General features: G+C 52.1%; 17 protein-coding genes, 2 tRNA genes, 3 rRNA genes and 1 pseudogene. 3 read left to right on the top strand and 20 right to left on the bottom strand.

The window, feature by feature from the left end; all coding sequences use genetic code 11:
- The first annotated feature begins 2 nt into the window (after positions 1–2).
- Positions 3–563, top strand: a complete 561-nt coding sequence (locus ACH518_RS10930; protein WP_445372920.1) for a DUF1415 domain-containing protein — start codon at positions 3–5, stop codon at positions 561–563.
- A gap of 91 nt (positions 564–654) precedes the next feature.
- On the opposite strand, the gene rrf is transcribed toward ACH518_RS10930, so the two are convergent.
- From rrf to cutA, 19 genes and pseudogenes are all read right to left on the bottom strand, one after another.
- Positions 655–770, bottom strand: a 5S ribosomal RNA gene (gene rrf, locus ACH518_RS10925).
- A 161-nt stretch (positions 771–931) separates the two neighbouring features.
- Positions 932–3,825, bottom strand: a 23S ribosomal RNA gene (locus tag ACH518_RS10920).
- Positions 3,826–4,166: 341 nt separating this feature from the next.
- Positions 4,167–4,242 (bottom strand) — tRNA-Ala (locus ACH518_RS10915).
- A 108-nt stretch (positions 4,243–4,350) separates the two neighbouring features.
- A tRNA-Ile gene (locus ACH518_RS10910) sits at positions 4,351–4,427 on the bottom strand.
- Between the two features lie 60 nt (positions 4,428–4,487).
- Positions 4,488–6,023, bottom strand: a 16S ribosomal RNA gene (locus tag ACH518_RS10905).
- Together the 16S, 23S and 5S rRNA genes with 2 tRNA genes alongside form the textbook arrangement of a ribosomal RNA operon.
- Positions 6,024–6,457: 434 nt before the next feature.
- Positions 6,458–7,429, bottom strand: a complete 972-nt coding sequence (fcl, locus tag ACH518_RS10900; RefSeq protein WP_445372919.1) for a GDP-L-fucose synthase — start codon at positions 7,427–7,429, stop codon at positions 6,458–6,460.
- A gap of 7 nt (positions 7,430–7,436) precedes the next feature.
- A complete protein-coding gene (gene gmd / locus ACH518_RS10895; RefSeq protein ID WP_445372918.1) occupies positions 7,437–8,558 on the bottom strand; it encodes a GDP-mannose 4,6-dehydratase in 1,122 nt (373 codons plus the stop codon).
- A gap of 86 nt (positions 8,559–8,644) precedes the next feature.
- Positions 8,645–10,252 (bottom strand): VPLPA-CTERM-specific exosortase XrtD, encoded by a 1,608-nt coding sequence (xrtD, locus tag ACH518_RS10890; protein WP_445372917.1) that lies wholly within the window; start codon positions 10,250–10,252, stop codon positions 8,645–8,647.
- A gap of 186 nt (positions 10,253–10,438) precedes the next feature.
- Entirely contained in the window at positions 10,439–10,984 is a 546-nt protein-coding gene (locus ACH518_RS10885; RefSeq protein WP_445372916.1) for a hypothetical protein, read from the bottom strand.
- Between the two features lie 177 nt (positions 10,985–11,161).
- A complete protein-coding gene (locus ACH518_RS10880) occupies positions 11,162–12,358 on the bottom strand; it encodes a class I SAM-dependent rRNA methyltransferase (protein WP_445372915.1) in 1,197 nt (398 codons plus the stop codon).
- Between the two features lie 6 nt (positions 12,359–12,364).
- Positions 12,365–12,778 (bottom strand): DUF3426 domain-containing protein, encoded by a 414-nt coding sequence (locus ACH518_RS10875; protein WP_445372992.1) that lies wholly within the window; start codon positions 12,776–12,778, stop codon positions 12,365–12,367.
- 126 nt (positions 12,779–12,904) lie between these two features.
- A pseudogene (locus tag ACH518_RS10870) lies at positions 12,905–13,003 on the bottom strand (zinc-ribbon domain-containing protein); the annotation flags it as partial.
- Between the two features lie 3 nt (positions 13,004–13,006).
- Entirely contained in the window at positions 13,007–13,891 is an 885-nt protein-coding gene (gene prmA / locus ACH518_RS10865) for a 50S ribosomal protein L11 methyltransferase (protein ID WP_445372914.1), read from the bottom strand.
- A 57-nt stretch (positions 13,892–13,948) separates the two neighbouring features.
- The gene (accC, locus tag ACH518_RS10860) at positions 13,949–15,292 is read right to left on the bottom strand and encodes an acetyl-CoA carboxylase biotin carboxylase subunit (RefSeq protein ID WP_140912175.1); all 1,344 of its coding nucleotides are present in this window, start codon (positions 15,290–15,292) and stop codon (positions 13,949–13,951) included.
- Between the two features lie 20 nt (positions 15,293–15,312).
- The gene (accB, locus tag ACH518_RS10855; RefSeq protein ID WP_445372913.1) at positions 15,313–15,756 is read right to left on the bottom strand and encodes an acetyl-CoA carboxylase biotin carboxyl carrier protein; all 444 of its coding nucleotides are present in this window, start codon (positions 15,754–15,756) and stop codon (positions 15,313–15,315) included.
- Positions 15,746–16,207, bottom strand: coding sequence for a type II 3-dehydroquinate dehydratase (gene aroQ / locus ACH518_RS10850; protein ID WP_140912173.1), 462 nt, complete (start codon positions 16,205–16,207; stop codon positions 15,746–15,748). The genes accB and aroQ overlap by 11 nt, the downstream gene beginning before the upstream one ends.
- A gap of 114 nt (positions 16,208–16,321) precedes the next feature.
- Positions 16,322–16,852: a TlpA family protein disulfide reductase gene (locus ACH518_RS10845; RefSeq protein ID WP_445372912.1), complete on the bottom strand. Its 531-nt coding sequence runs from the start codon at positions 16,850–16,852 to the stop codon at positions 16,322–16,324.
- Positions 16,849–19,074, bottom strand: a complete 2,226-nt coding sequence (locus ACH518_RS10840) for a protein-disulfide reductase DsbD (protein ID WP_445372911.1) — start codon at positions 19,072–19,074, stop codon at positions 16,849–16,851. The genes ACH518_RS10845 and ACH518_RS10840 overlap by 4 nt, the downstream gene beginning before the upstream one ends.
- Positions 19,056–19,373, bottom strand: a complete 318-nt coding sequence (cutA, locus tag ACH518_RS10835; protein ID WP_445372910.1) for a divalent-cation tolerance protein CutA — start codon at positions 19,371–19,373, stop codon at positions 19,056–19,058. The genes ACH518_RS10840 and cutA overlap by 19 nt, the downstream gene beginning before the upstream one ends.
- A 70-nt stretch (positions 19,374–19,443) precedes the next feature.
- Here cutA and ACH518_RS10830 point away from each other — a divergent pair, with 70 nt between their 5' ends.
- Positions 19,444–19,881, top strand: a complete 438-nt coding sequence (locus ACH518_RS10830; protein ID WP_445372909.1) for an FxsA family protein — start codon at positions 19,444–19,446, stop codon at positions 19,879–19,881.
- A 51-nt stretch (positions 19,882–19,932) separates the two neighbouring features.
- Here ACH518_RS10830 and ACH518_RS10825 read toward each other — a convergent pair whose 3' ends face one another.
- Positions 19,933–20,187 carry a YgaP family membrane protein gene (locus tag ACH518_RS10825; RefSeq protein WP_140912168.1) on the bottom strand — a complete coding sequence of 85 codons (255 nt, stop codon included), beginning with the start codon at positions 20,185–20,187 and terminating at the stop codon, positions 19,933–19,935.
- A gap of 103 nt (positions 20,188–20,290) precedes the next feature.
- Here ACH518_RS10825 and uvrD point away from each other — a divergent pair, with 103 nt between their 5' ends.
- Positions 20,291–22,453 carry a DNA helicase II gene (gene uvrD, locus ACH518_RS10820; RefSeq protein ID WP_445372908.1) on the top strand — a complete coding sequence of 721 codons (2,163 nt, stop codon included), beginning with the start codon at positions 20,291–20,293 and terminating at the stop codon, positions 22,451–22,453.
- The last annotated feature ends 67 nt before the right edge of the window (positions 22,454–22,520 follow it).

The raw sequence follows: 22,520 nt of genomic DNA, 5'->3' as shown, positions 1-22,520 counted from the left end.
ATATGTCTACTAACCAACAGATAATCGCTGCGACTGAAGCGTGGATTAAATCATTCGTAATAGCCTACAACATTTGTCCCTTTGCAAATCGCGAGCGGCAGCGTAACAGCATTCGTTATCGAGTAGAAAATGGCAATAACGTCGAATCTTGCCTGAACGCGGTTATAGAAGAATGCATGCATCTCGATACTCACCCAGAGACAGAAACAACCTTGCTAATTATCACCAGACAGTTCGACAACTTTTACGACTATCTGGACGTATTGGCAATTGCCGAGCAATTATTGATTGATCAAGGATACGAGGGAATTTATCAAATAGCCAGTTTTCACCCGCATTATCGGTTTGCCGATAGCGGCGAAAACGATCCCGATAACTATACGAATCGATCACCGTACCCAATGTTGCATCTAATTCGAGAAAGCAGCATCGAAAGCGCCTTAGCGTCATATCCTGATCCGGCAAGCATACCGGAACGGAATGTGAAGTTGACTAGACAATTAGGCCTAAAGAAACTGCAAAACATTCTTCGCGACTGCCTTGAATCAACTACTTCGGAATGAGCCGCAGAAAGTGCCAAGTGTTACAGTAGAATTGTGTGAGAAGAGTCTAGGCAAAAAAAAAGCCCGTCTGAGACGGGCTTTGTGTTTAAGAGCTTGGCGATGACCTACTTTCACATGGCAACCTGCCACACTATCATCGGCGCTAAGCGGTTTCACTTCCGAGTTCGGGATGGGATCGGGTGGTTCACGCTTGCTATGTTCACCAAGCAAACTGGTTAGGCTGTTGTTGCAGCCGTCATGCACAGGTTCGAAGCGTATGGCTTCGCGGGCTTTGCCGCTTGACCTGTTTTCATGGAAATCTGTAGCGAGTTTGTCGTTCTCAGTTTGTTATCAGCAGTCAACTGCTACCCAAACGCATTGGGTGTTATATGGTCAAGCCTCACGGGCAATTAGTACACGTTAGCTACGCCCATTACTGGACTTCCACACCGTGCCTATCAACGTCGTCGTCTCCAACGGCCCTTCAGGGGACTTAAAGTCCCAGTGAGATCTCATCTTGGGAGGGGCTTCCCGCTTAGATGCTTTCAGCGGTTATCCTGTCCGAACGTGGCTACCCGGCAATGCCATTGGCATGACAACCGGAACACCAGAGGTTCGTCCACTTCGGTCCTCTCGTACTAGAAGCAGCTTCCCTCAAATCTCAAACGCCCACGGCAGATAGGGACCGAACTGTCTCACGACGTTCTGAACCCAGCTCGCGTACCACTTTAAATGGCGAACAGCCATACCCTTGGGACCTGCTTCAGCCCCAGGATGTGATGAGCCGACATCGAGGTGCCAAACACCGCCGTCGATATGAACTCTTGGGCGGTATCAGCCTGTTATCCCCGGCGTACCTTTTATCCGTTGAGCGATGGCCCTTCCATACAGAACCACCGGATCACTAAGACCTACTTTCGTACCTGCTCGACTTGTCCGTCTCGCAGTCAAGCACCCTTATGCCTTTGCACTCATTGCCTGATTTCCGACCAGGCTGAGGGTACCTTCGTGCTCCTCCGTTACTCTTTGGGAGGAGACCGCCCCAGTCAAACTACCCACCAGACACTGTCCCTAATCCAGATAATGGATCGAGGTTAGAACTCCAAACATACCAGGGTGGTATTTCAAGGATGGCTCCACAAGAACTGGCGTTCCTGCTTCACAGCCTCCCACCTATCCTACACAAGTAGGTTCAAAGTCCAGTGTCAAGCTATAGTAAAGGTGCACGGGGTCTTTCCGTCTAGCCGCGGGTACACTGCATCTTCACAGCGATTTCAATTTCACTGAGTCCCAGGTGGAGACAGTGTGGCCATCGTTACGCCATTCGTGCAGGTCGGAACTTACCCGACAAGGAATTTCGCTACCTTAGGACCGTTATAGTTACGGCCGCCGTTTACTGGGGCTTCGATCAAGAGCTTCTCCGAAGATAACCCCATCAATTAACCTTCCAGCACCGGGCAGGCGTCACACCCTATACGTCCACTTTCGTGTTTGCAGAGTGCTATGTTTTTGCTAAACAGTCGCAGCCACCGATTTTTTGCAACCGCCTTACGCTCCATCCGCGAGGGACTTCACTTATCAACGGCATACCTTCTCCCGAAGTTACGGTATCATTTTGCCTAGTTCCTTCACCTGGGTTCTCTCAAGCGCCTTAGAATTTTCATCCCACCCACCTGTGTCGGTTTAGGGTACGGCCACTAGTAACCTGAAGCTTAGAGGTTTTTCCTGGAAGCAGGGCATCTATCACTTCGCGTTTCTTTCGAGACACTCGTCATCACATCTCAGCATAGAGCACCCCGGATTTGCCTAAGGTACATGCCTACTTGCTTAAACGGCCACTTCCAACCGACCGCTGATATAGCCTTCTCCGTCACCCCATCGCAGTTACTACTGGTACAGGAATATTAACCTGTTTTCCATCGACTACGCATTTCTGCCTCGCCTTAGGTGCCGACTAACCCTGCGTCGATTAACGTTGCGCAGGAAACCTTGGGTTTACGGCGAGGGGGTTTTTCACCCCCTTTATCGTTACTTATGTCAGCATTCGCACTTCCGATACCTCCAGCCGACTTCTCAATCGACCTTCGCAGGCGTACGGAACGCTCCTCTACCACTCACGCAAAGCGTGAATCCGTAGCTTCGGTACTATGCTTAGCCCCGGTGAATCTTCCGCGCAGACCGACTCGACCAGTGAGCTATTACGCTTTCTTTAAAGGGTGGCTGCTTCTAAGCCAACCTCCTGGCTGTCTGTGCCTTTCCACATCGTTTCCCACTGAGCATAGATTTGGGGACCTTAGCTGACGGTCTGGGCTGTTTCCCTTTTCACGACGGACCTTATCACCCGCCGTGTGTCTCCCGTGCTGAAACTTGCTGGTATTCGGAGTTTGCATCGGGTTGGTAAGTCGGGATGACCCCCTAGCCGAAACAGTGCTCTACCCCCAGCAGTTATACACGAGGCGCTACCTAAATAGCTTTCGAGGAGAACCAGCTATCTCCGAGCTTGATTAGCCTTTCACTCCGATCCACAACTCATCCCCTACCTTTTCAACGGGAGTGGGTTCGGTCCTCCAGTGTGTGTTACCACACCTTCAACCTGGTCATGGATAGATCGCCCGGTTTCGGGTCTACACCTTGCGACTAAACGCCCTATTAAGACTCGGTTTCCCTACGCCTCCCCTATTCGGTTAAGCTTGCCACAAAATGTAAGTCGCTGACCCATTATACAAAAGGTACGCAGTCACCCCACGAAGGGGCTCCCACTGCTTGTACGCATACGGTTTCAGGTTCTATTTCACTCCGCTCTCCGCGGTTCTTTTCGCCTTTCCCTCACGGTACTGGTTCACTATCGGTCAGTAAGGAGTATTTAGCCTTGGAGGATGGTCCCCCCATATTCAGTCAACGTTTCACGTGCGCCGACCTACTCGATTTCATGCTGAAGACGTTTTCGTGTACGGGGCTATCACCCTGTATCGCCGGACTTTCCAGACCGTTCCACTAACGTCATCAACACTTAAGGGCTGGTCCCCGTTCGCTCGCCACTACTAAGGGAATCTCGGTTGATTTCTTTTCCTCCGGGTACTTAGATGTTTCAGTTCTCCGGGTTCGCTTCAGTGAGCTATGTATTCACTCAAAGATGACGAGGTTATCCTCGCCGGGTTTCCCCATTCAGACATCTCCGGATCACAGGCTGTTTGCCGCCTCCCCGAAGCTTTTCGCAGGCTACCACGTCTTTCATCGCCTCTTACTGCCTAGGCATCCACCGTATGCGCTTATTCACTTGACCATATAACCCGAATACGTCTGCTTTTACTTCGCTTCCGATTTTCATCTTCGGCTTTGTTAGGCTTACGATTTAAGTTATTTGTCAGCTGACATGTTCGCTGATGTTGCTTGAGAACGACTTGCTATTTACTTTCGGCGCTTATCTTTCGATAATCACTTCCGATAAACCGCAACTCGTTTCAGTTTTGATCGTTTCCGATCAAGACTTGGTTACAGATTTCCATATTGTTAAAGAGCGTATTGATCTAAGGATCAATTCTATAAAGCCTGTATTCAAGCATTATAGAGCTGATCGCCTTCACGGATACGTTGGACCCGGGCACTTGGCTTGCCTCTGGCGAGTGGTGGAGCCAGGGAGGATCGAACTCCCGACCTCCTGCGTGCAAGGCAGGCGCTCTCCCAGCTGAGCTATGGCCCCGAAAACAGTCAAAAGACTAAAGCCGAAATCGTCAAGATCAAAACAGCAATCCGACGAATGTCTTTTGCGTGTTCAGTTGCCTTGTTGCTTTCGTCTTGCTTTTCGCGTTGGTGGGTCTGGGAGGATTTGAACCTCCGACCTCACCCTTATCAGGGGTGCGCTCTAACCAACTGAGCTACAGACCCAGGTGCGTCTTTCAATCGAAATAATTTGTTGTGGATACGTGTAACGGGATTCTGTCTTTGTAAGGAGGTGATCCAGCCCCAGGTTCCCCTAGGGCTACCTTGTTACGACTTCACCCCAGTCATGAATCACAAAGTGGTAAGCGCCCTCCCGAAGGTTAAACTACCTACTTCTTTTGCAACCCACTCCCATGGTGTGACGGGCGGTGTGTACAAGGCCCGGGAACGTATTCACCGCGGCATTCTGATCCGCGATTACTAGCGATTCCGACTTCACGCAGTCGAGTTGCAGACTGCGATCCGGACTGGGACCGGCTTTGTGGGATTTGCTTGACCTCACGGTTTCGCTGCCCTCTGTACCGGCCATTGTAGCACGTGTGTAGCCCTACCCATAAGGGCCATGATGACTTGACGTCGTCCCCACCTTCCTCCGGTTTATCACCGGCAGTCTCCCTAGAGTTCCCGACATTACTCGCTGGCAACTAAGGATAAGGGTTGCGCTCGTTACGGGACTTAACCCAACATTTCACAACACGAGCTGACGACAGCCATGCAGCACCTGTCTCTCGGTTCCCGAAGGCACCAAGTCATCTCTGACAAGTTCCGAGGATGTCAAGGGTAGGTAAGGTTCTTCGCGTTGCATCGAATTAAACCACATGCTCCACCGCTTGTGCGGGCCCCCGTCAATTCATTTGAGTTTTAGCCTTGCGGCCGTACTCCCCAGGCGGTCAACTTAATACGTTAGCTCCACTACTAAGTTCTTTAAGAACCCAACAGTTAGTTGACATCGTTTACGGCGTGGACTACCAGGGTATCTAATCCTGTTTGCTACCCACGCTTTCGTACCTCAGCGTCAGTTTGAGTCCAGAGAGCCGCCTTCGCCACTGGTGTTCCTTCAGATCTCTACGCATTTCACCGCTACACCTGAAATTCCACTCTCCTCTACTCAACTCTAGTTATCCAGTATCAAATGCAGTTCCCAGGTTAAGCCCGGGGCTTTCACATCTGACTTAAACAACCGCCTACGCACGCTTTACGCCCAGTAATTCCGATTAACGCTTGCACCCTCCGTATTACCGCGGCTGCTGGCACGGAGTTAGCCGGTGCTTCTTGTATGGGTAATGTCAGTCTACCGGGTATTAACCGATAGGTATTCCTTCCCATTGAAAGTGCTTTACAACCCTCAGGCCTTCTTCACACACGCGGTATTGCTGGATCAGGCTTTCGCCCATTGTCCAATATTCCCCACTGCTGCCTCCCGTAGGAGTCTGGGCCGTGTCTCAGTCCCAGTGTGGCTGATCATCCTCTCAGACCAGCTACGGATCGTCGCCTTGGTAGGCCTTTACCCCACCAACTAGCTAATCCGACATAGGCTCATCTATTAGCGCAAGGCCCGAAGGTCCCCTGCTTTCATCCGTAGATCGTATGCGGTATTAGCGTGAGTTTCCCCACGTTGTCCCCCACTAATAGGCAGATTCCTATGCATTACTCACCCGTCCGCCACTCATCAAAGGTGCAAGCACCTTATCAGCGTTCGACTTGCATGTGTTAAGCATACCGCCAGCGTTCAATCTGAGCCATGATCAAACTCTTCAGTTTAATTTTGGTTTGTCGCTAAGAAAGATTAGCGACCAATCTTGACTCGATTACAGAACGTAATTTATAAGCTTAAATTGACGTGGTCTGTACCGATAATTTCTAACAGAAATCGATCGCTACACATACCCACACAAATTATTTCGATTCAGTTTGTTAAAGAGCCAGAGCATTTCGCCCTGTTGAGCCGACATATTCTACAGCAATCAGAAATCATGTCAACCACTTTTTCAGCGGCTTTCGATTCAAACTCCCCAAATCGAAATCGCCAACTTACCGACCCCAAAACAACAGAGCCAGCAAAGCCACCACCAAACCAGGATTCAACCTTCAAATCCCAAAACCGTCAGCAGTGAAGAGCCGCTCATTCTAACCACACCTCTCCACCCTGTCAACACTTAACTTAATTTTAGCCGTTAAGGTGCGGCGAGAGACGGCTAATGACTCTTAAAGTGCCCCTGATGAGCCAAAAACCATTTATAGGTACTGCTTAGACCTTCTTCCAAACCAATCTTGGGCTCCCACCCCAAAGACTTCAGTTTGGATACATCCATCAACTTACGCGGCGTACCGTCAGGCTTACTTGTGTTCCAACTAATTTCGCCCTGAAAACCGACGACTCGACCGATAGTCTCTGCCAGTTCTCGAATAGTCACATCCGTCCCAGTGCCAACATTCAAATGCGACAACATAGGCTCGGTGCAAGACTTGTATTCCGCCTCGGATAAGCCCATGACGTGTATACAAGCCGCCGCCATATCATCGACGTGTAAAAACTCGCGCATAGCCTTGCCAGTTCCCCACACCTCGACCATCTGAGCATTGTTTATTTTTGCGTCGTGAAATTTCCTGACCAAGGCCGGAATAACGTGGCTATTCTCCAAATGAAAATTATCATTCTCGCCGTATAGGTTGGTCGGCATGACCGAACGGTAATCAACGCCATATTGGCGGTTGTACGATTCGCACAATTTGATCCCAGCGATTTTGGCAACCGCGTAAGGTTCGTTAGTCGACTCCAGCACTCCGGTTAGCAACGCCTCCTCCCGCATAGGCTGCTCCGCAAACTTCGGATATATGCAAGAACTACCTAAAAACAAAAGCTTACGACAATTCGCCAACCAAGCGGCATGGACGACATTAGCCTCAATCATCAAATTCTGGTATATGAATTCAGCCGGATACTCGTTGTTGGCATGAATACCGCCAACCTTGGCGGCAGCTAATACCACCCAATCGGGTTTCTCGGACGCCAAAAACTCGCGAACAGCGGCTTGATCAGTCAAATCCAATTCCGCATGGGTTCGAACCACAATATTCTGATAGCCGGCATCCGAAAACTGGCGATATATGGCCGATCCAACCATACCGCGATGACCTGCCAGATAAATTTTCGAATTTTTATCCATTACAAACTTACTCCCTACTGACGGCTACACTATACCCTTGCTTTTTGAGTAAGGCATGCTTCTGCGCCTGCTCCAGATCATACGCGACCATTTCCGCGACCATTTCTTGCAGCGTAATTTGCGGCACCCAGCCCAACTTGTTTTTGGCGTTAGCTGGATCGCCCAACAAGGTTTCAACTTCTGCCGGTCTGAAATAACGGGGATCTATCGCCACGATGTTTTGGCCGACCGTCATTGCCGGGGCTTTGTCGCCGGTAATAGTCTCGACAAACCCTTTTTCGCTAACGCCTTTACCCTCCCAGCGAACGGTTACCCCTAATTCTTTAGCTGACATTTCGATGAATTGTCGCACCGAATATTGCACGCCGGTAGCGATTACAAAATCTTCCGGCTGTTCCTGCTGCAGCATCATCCACTGCATCCGCACATAGTCCTTAGCATGCCCCCAGTCACGCAGAGAGTCCATATTGCCCATGTACAAGCATTGATCCAAACCAATGGCTATATTGCTGAGACCTCGGGTAATTTTCCGAGTTACAAACGTTTCGCCACGACGTGGCGACTCATGATTGAACAGAATACCGTTGCAAGCATACATACCATAGGCTTCGCGGTAATTGACAGTAATCCAATAAGCATACAGCTTAGCCACCGCATAGGGCGAACGAGGATAAAACGGCGTCGTTTCTCTCTGCGGGATTTCTTGGACCAAGCCATATAACTCGGAAGTCGATGCTTGGTAAAACCGAGTAGTTTTCTCCAATCCCAAAAATCGAATAGCTTCCAACAACCTCAGGGTACCTATTGCATCGACGTCGGCCGTATATTCGGGAGACTCGAACGATACAGCAACATGGCTCATCGCCCCCAAGTTGTAGACTTCGTCGGGACGGATCTCGCTGAGAATCCGCGTCAAATTCGAAGTATCGGTTAAGTCGCCATAATGCAAAAAAAACTTCGGATCCCTGATATGAGGATCTTGGTAAATATGATCGACGCGCTCAGTGTTAAAAAGCGAAGACCGTCGCTTGATACCGTGCACCTCATAACCCTTTTCCAATAAAAACTCAGCCAGATACGACCCGTCCTGGCCGGTAATTCCGGTAATCAACGCTTTTTTAGTACTCACTTAAAGCTCCTTTTCTGTAGGACAACATTCGAAAAATCCAATTTAGACTCAGCCACTTTAGAACCGACGCGGCTGTTCTTGCTCAATCAACCTGAAGTAGAAACATCTGTAGCTGGAACTATCGTTTTCCCAGGCAAATAATTTCCTAACTCAGGTAATAAATCGCGCAAAAAACTTTGCAAGCGACTGTCGGCCAACGCTATGTCTTCAGCCTTATTCACCGGAGTGACTAATCTTACCAACGCCCCGTCCGTCCGATTCATCATAATAGCATCGTAAAACAAATACCATTTGACCATGTATTCGTTAGTTATCGTTCTACCCCGTTGTTGAAACCAGAAATACACCAACTGGCGACTGTCGCCTTTTTGAATAACAGCCCGGTTCAATTCAAGCGAATGGCCGTCCAAGGCAAATTCAGGAAACTCTTTCTGACTGTAGCTAGTAATTTGCCAACCGTCGCCCGGGATACAACTGCGCGGCGAATGCACCGCAGCGCCTTTACGCTGAGACTGATAGTAAGCGCTGTAAAAATTGACGCTGTTTTGGGTACCCAATTGGTTGAAATTAATAATCACATAGTCGGTCAACTTCAACTCGTTCAAATAGAACTGGCTTAAATAATCGTTGCGGCCCTGCCAATCGCCTAGCTTAGTCGGAAAATTTAAGAACGCTTTACGCTGCGGAATTACATCTTCCCTACCTTTGGACATTTCCGCGACACTGGCTCCGGTAACAAGCAATATTGCAACTACAAATACCGACCGATTCAATTGCCCGACGGAAGAGCCAATGACCGGAGCCTTCCCCCATTCAGCGGGGATCTGCACCAATTCACCAAATGCCAGCTTTCTGCCGCTGATCCGACTAAAAATCCACATCTCGATGAACAACAGCACCATGCACAGCAGAAATACAGCCCAACCCTCAAAATCGTGCAAAAAGCCTTCCGCCATCTCAGTACCCCAATTATCGACCAACACACCAATCACGCCGATACGAAAACTGTTCATGAGGATAGTCAACGGCATGGCCGACAAAAAAATCAGCAGCTTCTGCCAAAACGGCCCTTTAAACAGATAGGCGCACAAGAACGCCAAACTGGCCAGGGGGAACAGATAGCGCAAACCACTACAGGCATCAACCACCTGCAACTTATAATTGCCCAAGTCGATCACGTTACCTTCAAGGTACACCATGATGTCACAAGCCCGAATAAATTCAACACCGAGCCAAGAGGATATTAGCTGCAATTTTGATGACAAATTATTCAGAATAAATGCCGGGAAAGGCACCATAAAAACCAAAAACAATAAAGGTACAGAGGCAGTCTTTAACCCTGTTAGACCGAGTGCACACACAAACATGCCGGTCAATACAATCAAGAACGCGTATTGCTCCATCGTCTTGATTGTCGCCAGACCACCCAGTATAAAAATCAGTAGGCCCAAAACAATGACAGCCAACCCGGGCGCCGACTCTCTGAAGTTTTGCGCCAAGCTCAGCTCGCTACGCCGCATCCAGATCAGATAAACCGTGATACACGGAATGAAAAAGCCATGGCTATATTCCTCTAACCCAATCCAGGTGTTAACCATTTCGCCCAAGCTATCGCGAAAGACCAAACACAGCAGCAGAAAAGCTGCACCCCAACAAGACCACACAACGGCCGCTTTAGTATTCTCTGTATTCATTCCGTGTCGACAATAAGAATTGGTTTTTAGACTCTGTAGGTTATGAGAATTTGCGGCTAATGAATTTAACCAGCCTTCTCGAGCCCCCATCCCGGTCAAGTGCCGAAAAACTATATAACCCCAGCACCAGACCGACCCGCCATTATCCCTGGGCCGGATTAAGGCACTGTGACAATCGCGGAATCACTAGGCATCCGGGTCGGCGGTAAAAATCGGATTGTTTTTATCCTCTTCATGCAACTTGGCCTTCTCCTCCGGGTAAATGTGCCAAAAAGACTGGTCAATCGCGCCTTGGGTGTAGCTGTTTTTACGATCATGGGTAAACGGGCACCACCAATTTTCCACCACTTTCACCATGTAGGCATGCCATTCAAACAAACCCACGCTGTAAGGGCAATACCAGGTGCAATTTAAAATCCAAAATAGCTTGGACTGCGACATACTCAACTTGAACGAGCCGTCCATCGTAATCTGGCTTTTCAGATCATAGCGATGACTCGATCTGGCCGGCAAAAAATCGCCCCAGGTTTTGACATTTTGCGCACCGACCAATTTCAGACTGAAGTAGGTGAGATAAGCACTGGCAATGACAAAAGGCAAAGTCAGAATCGGTAAGTAGATGAACAACAAACCGAGCGCCCTGGACCACACCGGCATCTGTTTATGATGGCAACCGATATTGACGCGGTCTGTACACGATTCGCAGGCTTTTATGCCCCCTTGGGTAGTCATGTTTGTTTCTCCTCTGTTGTCGTTATTATTATTTGCTCGGCATTGAGCAATTGAAAAATGCTGCGACAGCCCTCGCAGCAGAATTTTTTCGGCCCTTGCACGGTATTCAACTTGAATCCGCCAATCAACACCGGCTGCCCGCACAGATCGCAGCCCGATTTCTGCGCCGGCATCTGGTCAGATACGTGCGCTAACCGCGCAAAAGAACGCTTTCAAATATTCGGTTTCGGCCATCGCCGGATGTATCGGATGGTCCGGGCCTTGGCCACCGGCGGCAAAAAACACCAAATGCCGATCAATATGCCGTGCCGACGATCGCAAAATTTCTTGCAGATTTTCCCGACTCAAATGGTGAGAACAAGACGCCGAAACCAAAATACCGCTGCCGGACAAGACCTGTAACGCCAAATGGTTCAAGCGTCGATAAGCTTCATAACCGGATTTGAAATCTTTCTTGCGTTTTATCAGGGCTGGCGGATCCAATATGATGACGTCGAACTGTTCACGTTGCTCTCGAGCCTGCTTTAAAAACTCAAACACATCGCTGCGCACAAAACGCATTTTACCGGCGACACCGTTTAACTCGGCGCTGGCTTCGGCCAGTTTCAACGCGCTTTCAGAGCTATCGACGCAACAGACTTCGGCCGCCCCGCCCATTGCTGCCGGAATGCCCCAGGCCCCGGCGTAACTGAACAAATCCAGCACTCGCATCCCGCCCACCAACTTTGCCAGCCGGGCACGGTTCTCCCGGTGATCGTAAAACCAGCCCGTCTTTTGACCCTCGACAACATTCACCAAAAATCGGGAACCGTTTTCCTCGACCACCAAATGCTCCGGCAATTCCCCAAAAACCAACTCCGGCACCAGAGACAAGTTTTCAAGCTGCCGTTGGCCGGTATCATTTTTCAACAGTACCGCTGTCGGCTCAGCCAACTCGCATAAAACCTTGACCACTAAATCTTTGTGTCGCTCCATGCCGGCCGTGGTGATTTGCACCGACAATACCGAACCGAACCGGTCCACCACCAAACCAGGCAGCCCATCGCTTTCGCCGAACACCCACCGGTAAAACGGTTTGTCGAACAAACGCTGACGCAGATTCAGCGCCTGGCTTAGCCGGGATTTGAAAAAACTCTCGCCGATTTTCAGATTGCTTTTACGCGTCAACAACCGCGTGCAAATCAAAGCATTGGGATTGACATAGGCTAGTCCGATCGGCTTAGCCTCGGCATCGCATACGGTAGCCAAGTCGCCCGGACTAAATTGCTCCAACGGAGAACGCCGGCAATCGACCTCATTGCTGAACACCCATAAATGGCCTTGGCGCAAACGCTTGTCTTCGTTCTTTTTCAGAAACAGTTCGGGATAACTCATGCTTATTTACGATAACTTAAAAACATAACCGCCCACCTGAGCCGCAGGTGCGGCGATATGCAATCGAATCGGCAATGTCTGGTCCGGCTTTAGCGCAGCGACACCGGCCAGTTGCGACAATGAAAAAGCCCGCTCCGCAATCGCTTGGCCGTTAAAGCCGAGCAGAGTCAACCTTAACATCGTACCTTCCTGCGACAAAACGGCATGATTGGTGATTGCCGCGCTGAAAACGTAACTATTGTCGGCTTGGCGCTGTAAATCGGTATGCGATACCGATAACTCAAGGTCATTGTTATAACCGGGAGGTCGGCAACCGACCATTCCGCACAATCGCTGCCAATTCGCGGCAACGGTAGGCAAGCGGTAGAGTTTTTCGCCTTCGAAATAAAAAACTTGAGCGATCAATACAGCGAATGCCATCGCGCCAGCCCATCGCCAGCCCTTGAAACTTGACTGTCCTGGTTTCGCAACGATCCCATTTGGCTCTCTAGAAAAATCCGACGCTTCGCTGCCGTCCTCGCTTAACTCTGCCAGACCGTCGAAACGCTGACCGCAACTCGGGCAGGTCAACAATCCTCGCTGCCGACGCAATTGCCGGACCGTTACGGCTTGTGGTGCTTGGCAATTCGGACAAAGGGTGAACATTCGTCAACCGGGCTTGCAAACGTCCAGCCGACACCAATCTTCACGACTCACCGGTTCGGCAACCGACAAACCGAGCGCGCGGTAGGCGCCGGCCACCACTTCGGCCTGTTCGTTCAAAATCCCCGATAACACCAGTTGGCCGCCGGGTTTGACCAACTCGGCGATCACAGGCGCCAATTCGACTAACGGTTTGGCCAGAATATTGGCGAGCACCACATCCGCGGCAAACGCCGAGAACTGTTCCGGCAGATAATAGCTGATCCGGTCTTGCACCCCGTTCTTCTCGGCATTGTAACGGCTGGCAGTCAAGGCCTGCGGATCGATATCGATGGCGTGCGCGTATCCTGCGCCCAATAACAAGCCCGCTACCGCCAATATGCCGGAACCGCAACCAAAATCGATCAAGACTTTGCCGTTAGATTCGTGACTAGCCAGCCATTCCAGGCACAAGGCCGTGGTCGGGTGGGTTCCGGTCCCGAAAGCCAACCCCGGGTCCAAGGTCATGCATACCGTATCCGGCTCCGCTCTCTCCTGCCCACTGGGACAAATCCAAAGCTTGCCGCCGAACTTCATCGGCTGAAAATGCTCCATCCACGCCCTTTCCCAAGCCTGATCCTGCAACACTTCCGCCGACCACTCCTGCAAAGGTTGACCGATGAATTGATTGAACAACAGTGACTGCACGATATCCGGATCCGAGTCCAATTCGAACAGTGCCGTCACCCGCGTACGGCTCCAAACTTTGGTTTGGTCGATAGCCGGTTCGTAAACCGGCTCGTCTTCCGCATCGCTATAGGTTACCGAAACCGCTCCCAATTCGGAAAAGAAGTCCGAGATTTCCGGAGCGGTGGTTTCGTCGGTTACGACCGAAAGCTGATGCCATGCCATAAACAAGCCCTGACTGGAGAATTAAACGGCGTACGCTTTGCCTTGGCCATTTACGGCTTAGTGGATGCCCAGTTTCTTTTCCAAATAATGGATATTTTGTCCGCCCTGAGCAAATGCCGCATCTGCCATGATGCTTTGCTGTAGCGGAATATTGGTTTTGATGCCGTCGATCACCATTTCGCTCAGCGCCGTCTTCATCCGGGCAATTGCGCTGGCTCGATCATCGCCGTGCGCGATCAGTTTACCGATCATCGAGTCGTAATACGGCGGTACCCGATACCCGTTATAAATATGGGTCTCGCAACGAATGCCAGGACCGCCCGGCATATGGAATTGCTCGATCAGGCCCGGACTCGGCATAAAGGTTTTCGGATCTTCGGCGTTCAAGCGACACTCGATGGCATGGCCGGTGAACGTAACCTGCTCCTGAGTGATAGACAAAGGCTCGCCGGCGGCAATTCGCAACTGCTCCTTGACGATGTCGAAACCGGTAATCATCTCGGTGACCGGATGTTCGACCTGGACCCTGGTATTCATCTCGATGAAATAAAATTGGCCTTTTTCGTACAGAAACTCGAAAGTTCCGGCCCCCAAATAACCGATTTCCCGGCAAGCCTTGGCACAACGTTCGCCCATCAGCTGACGCTGTTCCTCGGTGATGCCCGGCGCCGGCGCTTCTTCGACTACCTTTTGGTGGCGGCGCTGCATCGAGCAATCGCGTTCGCCCAAATGGATGGCATTGCCGTGCGAATCAGCCAGCACTTGAAACTCGATGTGGCGCGGATCCTCCAAAAACTTCTCCATATACACCGTACTGTTGCCAAATGCGGTACCGGCTTCGGCCTTGGTCATCGCAATCGCGTTCAACAAGGTGCTTTCGGTATGCACTGTACGCATGCCCCGGCCACCGCCGCCGCCCGCAGCCTTGATAATCACCGGATAACCGATTTCCCGCGCCATTTTTAGGTTGGTTTCGTCGTCGTCGCCCAATGGGTCGCCATTACCGGGAACGCATGGAATACCGGCCGCTTGCATCGCTTTCTTCGCAGAGATTTTATCGCCCATCATCCGAATGGTATCCGGCTTGGGCCCGATAAATACAAATCCGCTCTGACTGACTTTTTCGGAAAAATCGGCGTTTTCCGACAGGAATCCGTATCCAGGATGGATCGCTTCGGCGTCGGTGACTTCGGCAGCACTGATGATGGCCGGGATGTTCAAATAGCTGCCGGAAGAAGCCGCCGGGCCGATGCAAACCGCTTCGTCGGCCAGACGCACATGCTTCAGGTCGCGGTCCGCTTCGGAATAGACCGCCACAGTTTTGATACCCAACTCGCGGCAAGCCCGCAAAATGCGCAATGCAATCTCGCCACGATTGGCGATAACAATTTTTTCAAACATAAGCCAAGCCTCGAAACAGGTTATTCGATAATGAATAGAGGCTGGCCGTACTCGACCGGATGACCGTTCTCCACCAGAATCTGCTTAACCTTGCCGCTTTTGTCGGCTTCGATCTGATTTAGAATTTTCATCGCTTCAATGATACACAGGGTTTGACCAACGCTAACGCTTTGACCGACTTCGACAAACGCAGCCGATCCGGGCGAAGCGGAACGGTAGAACGTGCCGACCATCGGCGATTTGACGGCGTGGCCGCTGATTTTCTCTTCCGCCGGAACCGCAGCGGGCGCTGCCGCTGCAGGAGCCGGTGTAGCCGCTACCGGCGCCGGAGCTGCATATTGCATCGGCGCAGCCGCGGAGTAGCGGCTGATGCGTACCGACTCTTCGCCTTCGCTAATTTCTATCTCAGCAATATCGGATTCTTCGATAAGATCGATTAATTTTTTTATTTTTCTAATATCCATCGTTCTGAGTTCTCTCTTGTAATAACTGATGAGCGGCTTGGACAGCCAATTCGTAACCGGTAGCCCCTAATCCGCAGATAACGCCGACGGCGATATCCGAAAAATAAGAATGTCTTCTGAAAGGCTCACGGGCATGCACGTTCGATAAATGAACTTCTATGAATGCAATCTTGGTAGCCAGCAGGGCATCGCGAATCGCCACGCTGGTATGGGTAAACGCAGCAGGATTGATGATGATGAAATCCACACCTTGCCGGTAAGCTTGATGAATCTGTTCGACGATTTCGTGTTCGGCGTTGCTCTGCCAAAAACTCAGCTGATGCCCCAACGACCGCGCCAAACTCTCAACGCTGCCCTGGATATCCTGCAAAGTTTTGCTGCCGTATAACCCCGGTTCCCGAACGCCTAACATATTTAAATTGGGTCCGTTCAGAACGGTAAGGATCGCCATGAAAATATCGAACAAGAAAGAATCAAATAAAGCGAAATTCTGCCTAATTCGCAGGTTTTTGTCCAGATAAACCGCTTTCTAGCCGTCTAAGCAACGCTTTCCCTGTATTTGGCGTTAATTAGGCGGCAGTAGCGGCTCAATGACTTCCAGGATTTTTTCCCTGGACAATTCGCCTAATTGGCGGTGCACGATTTTGCCTTGCGGATCGACAATCACGGTAAACGGCACGGTATTGATCAAGTTACCCAAGCGCTGCGCCAACATCGCCGCGTCCTCGCCGCCGATCAGCAGCGGATAATTGACCTTCACCCGACTCTGGTAGTCCAACACCGGCTGCTTATCTTCCAGGGCAATACCGACAAATTGCACGCCGCGATCTTGATATTCGGCCTGCAATTTAACGAACTCGGGGATCTCCTTCAAACAGGGAGGACACCAGGTCGCCCAAAAATTGACCAGCAAAATCTTGCCGCGCCATTGCGCTATCGACTGCGGCACGTCCTGCAAATCCGGCAGGCTGAAATTCAACTCCGGTCCGGGCTCGGTTGTTGCAGCCGGGGCTTGCTCCCGGTACCCGTAAAAGGCGATACCCGCGACGACGGCCATTAACGCGACCAAACAAAAAACCAGTATTTTCCGCTTCATAATTGCTGCAAAGTGTTCAAAAAAGTGGCGGCATCCTGATAGCCGATCACGCGCATGCCGCTACGCTCATGGCCATCTGCGCCGAAGAAGATAATGCCGGGCGGCCCGATCAGATCAAAACGTTTCAACAAGGCCTGGTCCGCTTCGTTGTTGGCTGTGACATCGGCCTGCAACAACACGGTATTGGCCAAGCGTTGTTTTACGCGCGGATCGGTGAAGGTATAAGCTTCCATCTCTTTACAGGACACGCACCAGTCCGCATAAAAATCCAACATCACGCTACGGCCGCTGGCAGCGGCTTGCTGAATCCGCTGCTCGAGTTCCGGCAGGTTCGCCACTCGCTCAAAGTGCAGCCCCTCCGGTTCGGACTTCGAGCCACCACCCCCAGCCAAGCCTTGCAGCGGCTGCAATGGATTGGAATTGCCGGCGCTCAAGCCGATCAGTTGCAAAATGCCGAACACCAGCATGACCAAACCCAGGCCTTTCCATAACTTGCGCCAACCGCCGGCGGCTTCCGGCAATGGCTCAATCGCGCCTAGATAGATAGCCGGAATCACCAACAGCAAAGCCCACAACAGCATCGCCACGGAGGCCGGCAAAATACGCGACAGCATCCAGACCGCCACCGCCAACATCACCACACCGAACACGGCCTTGGTCGAATTCAGCCAACTGCCGGATTTAGGTAACAACTTGCCCGCCGACGCACCAAGCAACAACAACGGCGCCCCCATGCCCAAGCCCATCGCGAACAAGGCCGCTCCGCCCAGCACCGCATCGCCGGTCTGGCCGATGTAAATCAATGCCGCTGCCAACGGCGCCGCCACACACGGCCCGACGATCAGCGACGACAAAGCGCCCATGATTGCCGCCCCCCAATAAGAACCGTCTCGATGGCGATCGCTAGAGCGATGCAGCATGGTTTGAATCGACTTGGGCACTTCCAAATTGTAAAAACCGAACATCGACAAGGCCAGCAACACAAACAAGCCGGAGAAGGTCGCAAGCACCCAGGGCTCTTGAAAAGTTGCCTGCAAATTGCTGCCGAACAGCGCGGCCAGGATGCCGAATGCGGTGTACATCAACGCCGAGGCTAGGACGTAACTCAGCGACAACAAAAACCCTTTGCGGACGCCGACCTGATGGCCGTGGCCAACGATAATCCCGGACAAAATCGGGATCATCGGAAACACGCACGGGGTAAAAGCCAGCAGTAAACCGAAGCCGAAAAAGCTGAGCAAGGTTAACGCCAGACTGTCGTGGCGCAAAGCATTGACGATCCGGTCTTGCTCCGACTCCGGCGGATTGGCTGCCGCCGGTTCAACCGGTAACGAACCCGCCTCCGGCAAATCCAGACTGACCGTCTGCTGCATCGGTGGATAACAGACGCCGCGGTCGGCGCAGCCCTGAAATTTTGCCAGCAATTGGACGGTTTCGGCCGCCGATTGGCCGCGTATTAACGGCACATCGACATTCACCTGGTTACGGTAGATCTGCACCTGGCCGAATTCGGCATCGTGGTAGGCATCGCCTTCCGGCAGCGGGAGTTTGCCCAATTGCGCCGTCGTCGGCACCTGTAGCGCCAACGACAATTTGTCCTTGTACAGGTAATAACCGTCCGCAATCAGCCACGAGGCCTGCAGGGTATGCCCATCCTTGACGCTGGCAAAAAACCTGAAGGCTTGTTCGGCCGGCAACAAGTCTGCGGAAAATACATTGGCCGTCAAACCTTTCAAGCCCTTGACGAATTGTTGCACCGTTTCGCCGCCGACGACCGCCGCCGTTGGCGCTGCCGGCAAACCGATATCCAGCACCACTTTTTGCGGCGGGTAACAAACGCCGACGTCGGCACAGCCTTGATACTTCACCAGCAGTTTGAGCTGAGGCAAACCCTTGTCGTTTACCAGCGGCAACCCTACCTGCAACGAATTGCGGTAGACCACGACATCGCCCAGGCTCGGATCGTGTTCACTAGCACCTTCGGGCATTTGCGCCTGACCCAGCACGATGCCCTCGGTCTGCGACTGAAACTTGGTCTTGTCCCGGTACAGGTGGTAACCGTCGGCGATCTGCCAGTTAAGCTCGATACTATTGCCGCTTTGAGCGCTTGCGCTTAATTTAAACGCCTGCTCCGCCGGCAAAAAATCCTGGCTGTCTTCAGCCGCGACCAGCGATGACAACGCGACTAAAACCCAGAAAAAAATCAAACGCCAATCAAACATGAATTTATCCATTGCAAATAATCCTGAGACCCGCGTTCAATGTCGAGCGCGATAATTTCCGGAACTTCATAGGGGTGGAGTTTTTTCACGGCAGCTTCGATCGCCGGATAACGGTCCTGCCGACTCTTGATCAGCAGCAAATGTTCCTGAGCGGTTTCTATTTGGCCTTGCCATTGGTAAACCGAACGGACGCCGGGCACGATGTTGACGCAAGCCGCCAGCTTTTCGGCGATGAGCGCATGCGCCAAATTTTCGGCGCAATCCGCATTGGGACAGGTACAGAGTATCAATTGGTACATCGCGATATTATCCTGGAATTTCTACTGGGATGCTCTTAGTATTAGCCGCTTTTTTCCCGGCCAGCTCACCATGAAAATCATGCACGCCCTGTTTCTGACTTTTCTGATCGTACCGTTTGTGGAGATTTACCTGTTGTTGCAGGTCGGTAGCGTCATAGGCACCTTTCCGACCGTGCTTTTGGTGGTGTTGACCGCGACCTTGGGAGCATGGCTATTACGGCAACAAGGCTTTGCAACCTGGAACCGGTTCCAGAACGGTTTGAGACAAGGAGAAATTCCGGCTTATGAAATGGTGGAGGGCCCGGTCTTGTTGGTCGGTGGGGCCTTATTACTGACGCCGGGATTCTTTACCGACTTATGCGGCTTCGCCTGCTTGATTCCGGCGGTCCGGCGAAAAATAGCCGATTATCTGATCGAGCGGCATTTATCCACCACCCAGGCTGGTTCGATATTCCGACACACTACCCGCGACCGGTCTGTGATTGACGGCGAATACGAGAAACACTAAAAATGACAGCAGCCTGAATTCTCGCTATCGCGAATTCAGGCTGCCCCGCATTTATTGGCCGTTGTCGGTGCTGGCATCGGTGGCGGCAAAACCGCCGCTCAGCGTGTTTTTTCCAAAACCTGAATACGCCGGGCACCAGCCGGAGTAGCTGGTGGCGACCAACACCAAACCGACCAGCAGCATTAACACGCTGGCGGTAAACAAAGACACGCTCAGCAAAACCACTCCTGAAACCATGCGCACTTTTTTGTCTTTATCGCCGATGTTGTGCTCAAACTTGACCAAACGTTTATAATCGAAGCTCATTTCCAATCCTCTCTGTGTTGTATTTATTTAGTCCTGACGCAAGGCTCTCCCTTTAAAGGCAAGCAAATATACACAGCTCCCCGAAATCTGCAAGCTATAAAAAATGGATGTCTCTTCTATCATTGCCCCGTTAAACGACCAGCAACGTCTGGCCGTTTCGGCCCCTTCCCAAGCCATGCTGGTGCTGGCCGGCGCCGGTAGCGGCAAAACCCGGGTGCTGGTGCACCGCATCGCCTGGCATATCAAGATCAACCACGTCTCGCCCTACCACATCCTGGCGGTAACCTTTACCAACAAGGCCGCCAACGAGATGCGCGGCCGGATCGAGGATTTGCTGAACACCTCTGCCCGCTCGATGTGGATCGGCACTTTTCACGGTCTGGCCCACCGATTACTCAGGCAACATGCCAAGCAAGCCAAACTGCCGGAAACGTTTCAAGTGATGGACAGCGACGACCAATTGCGCATCGTCAAACGCCTGATCAAGAATCTGAACCTGGACGACAGCAAATGGCCGCCGAAACAAGCGCAATGGTTCATCAATGGGCAAAAGGACGAAGGCATCCGCGCCCGCCACATGCAGGACAGCGGCGATTTTTACCTGAGGCAGATGCGCCAGATCTATTTGGCTTACGAGGAATTGTGCGATCGCTCCGGCTTGGTCGATTTCGCCGAACTGCTGCTCCGCGCCCACGAACTGCTGCGCGACAATGCCGATTTATTGAGCTTTTACCGCGAGCGGTTCCAGCAAGTCCACGTCGACGAGTTTCAGGACACCAACACCATCCAATACGCCTGGCTGCGGTTGTTGACCGAAGGCAACAACAACCTGTTCGTGGTCGGCGACGACGATCAATCGATTTACGGCTGGCGCGGCGCCAAAATCGAAAATATCTACGCCTTCCAAAAACACTATCCGCAACACGGCGTGATCCGCCTGGAACAGAACTACCGCTCCAGCGGCCATATTCTGAAAGCCGCCAACACGCTGATCGCCAACAACGACAACCGGATGGGCAAGGAACTGTGGACCGACGCCGGCGACGGCCACGCTCTGGCCTTGTACTCGGCGTTCAACGAACAGGACGAAGCCTATTTCGTCGTCGAAAAAATCCGGCAATGGGTGCGCGACGGCGGCCTACGCAGCGAAACGGCGATTTTGTACCGTTCCAACGCCCAATCCCGCCAGTTCGAAGAACGTTTGATGACCACCGCCACCCCATACCGGGTTTACGGCGGCCTGCGCTTTTTCGAACGGATGGAGATCAAGAACGCCCTCGCCTATCTGCGTTTGTCCAGCAACCCGCACGACGACGCCTCGTTCGAACGGGTCGTCAATACGCCGACCCGCGGCATCGGCGCCAAAACCCTGGACGACATGCGACTCCTGGCCCGCGAAAAGCAATTGTCCTTGTGGCAGGCGGCGCAGGCCATTCTGGAACAAAACCAGTTGCCGGCCCGTGCCGCCAACGCGCTGCGCGGCTTCATGAATCTGGTGCTTGAGCTGGGCCGGGCTACACAAGATTGGAGTCTGCACGAAACCGTCAAACATATCGTCGAAACCAGCGGCCTGATCGAACTGTATAAAAAGGAAAAGCAGGATAAAGGCGAAGCCCGGGTGGAAAACCTGGAAGAGTTGGTCAACGCCGCCCGATTGTTCGACTATGATCGCGAGAATGCGGAAAACCTGTCTGAGCTGGACATGTTTCTGGCCCACGCCGCGCTGGAAGCCGGCGAAATGCAAGGCGAAGCCGACGAGGATTGCGTGCAGTTGATGACGCTGCATTCCGCCAAGGGCCTGGAGTTCAAGCTGGTGTTTCTGGTCGGCATGGAAGAAGGCCTGTTTCCGTCGCAACAGGCACTGGACGATCCCGGCCGGTTACAGGAAGAACGCAGACTATGCTATGTCGGCATCACCCGCGCCATGCAACAACTCTATTTGACCCACGCCGAATCGCGCCGCCTGTACGGCAAAGACAGCTATCCGCGGGCCTCGCGCTTTTTGCGCGAACTGCCGCAGGAATCGATACAGGAAATCCGCTTGCGCGCCAACGTCACCCGCCCTGCCGCCGCTGCGCCGTCGGCATCCGCCACTCTGGGCGGCGGCAGCTTCAAACTCGGCCAAACCGTCCGCCACGAGAAATTCGGTGAAGGCGTCGTGCTGCAAACCGAAGGCGAAGGCGATCAAGAGCGGGTACAAATCAACTTCCGCAACGCCGGCTTGAAGTGGCTGATGTTGGCTTATGCCAAATTAGACAGGCTATAAGCGATTTTGCCGCAGAATTGATGCCAACGCCTGGTCAATTTTAGTTCGGAAGAAGCGTTAATTCCGG

Source organism: Methylomonas sp. HW2-6 (assembly GCF_052474525.1).
Note: the sequence above shows the minus strand (reverse complement) of the source record. Positions and strands in the feature narration are given on the sequence as shown.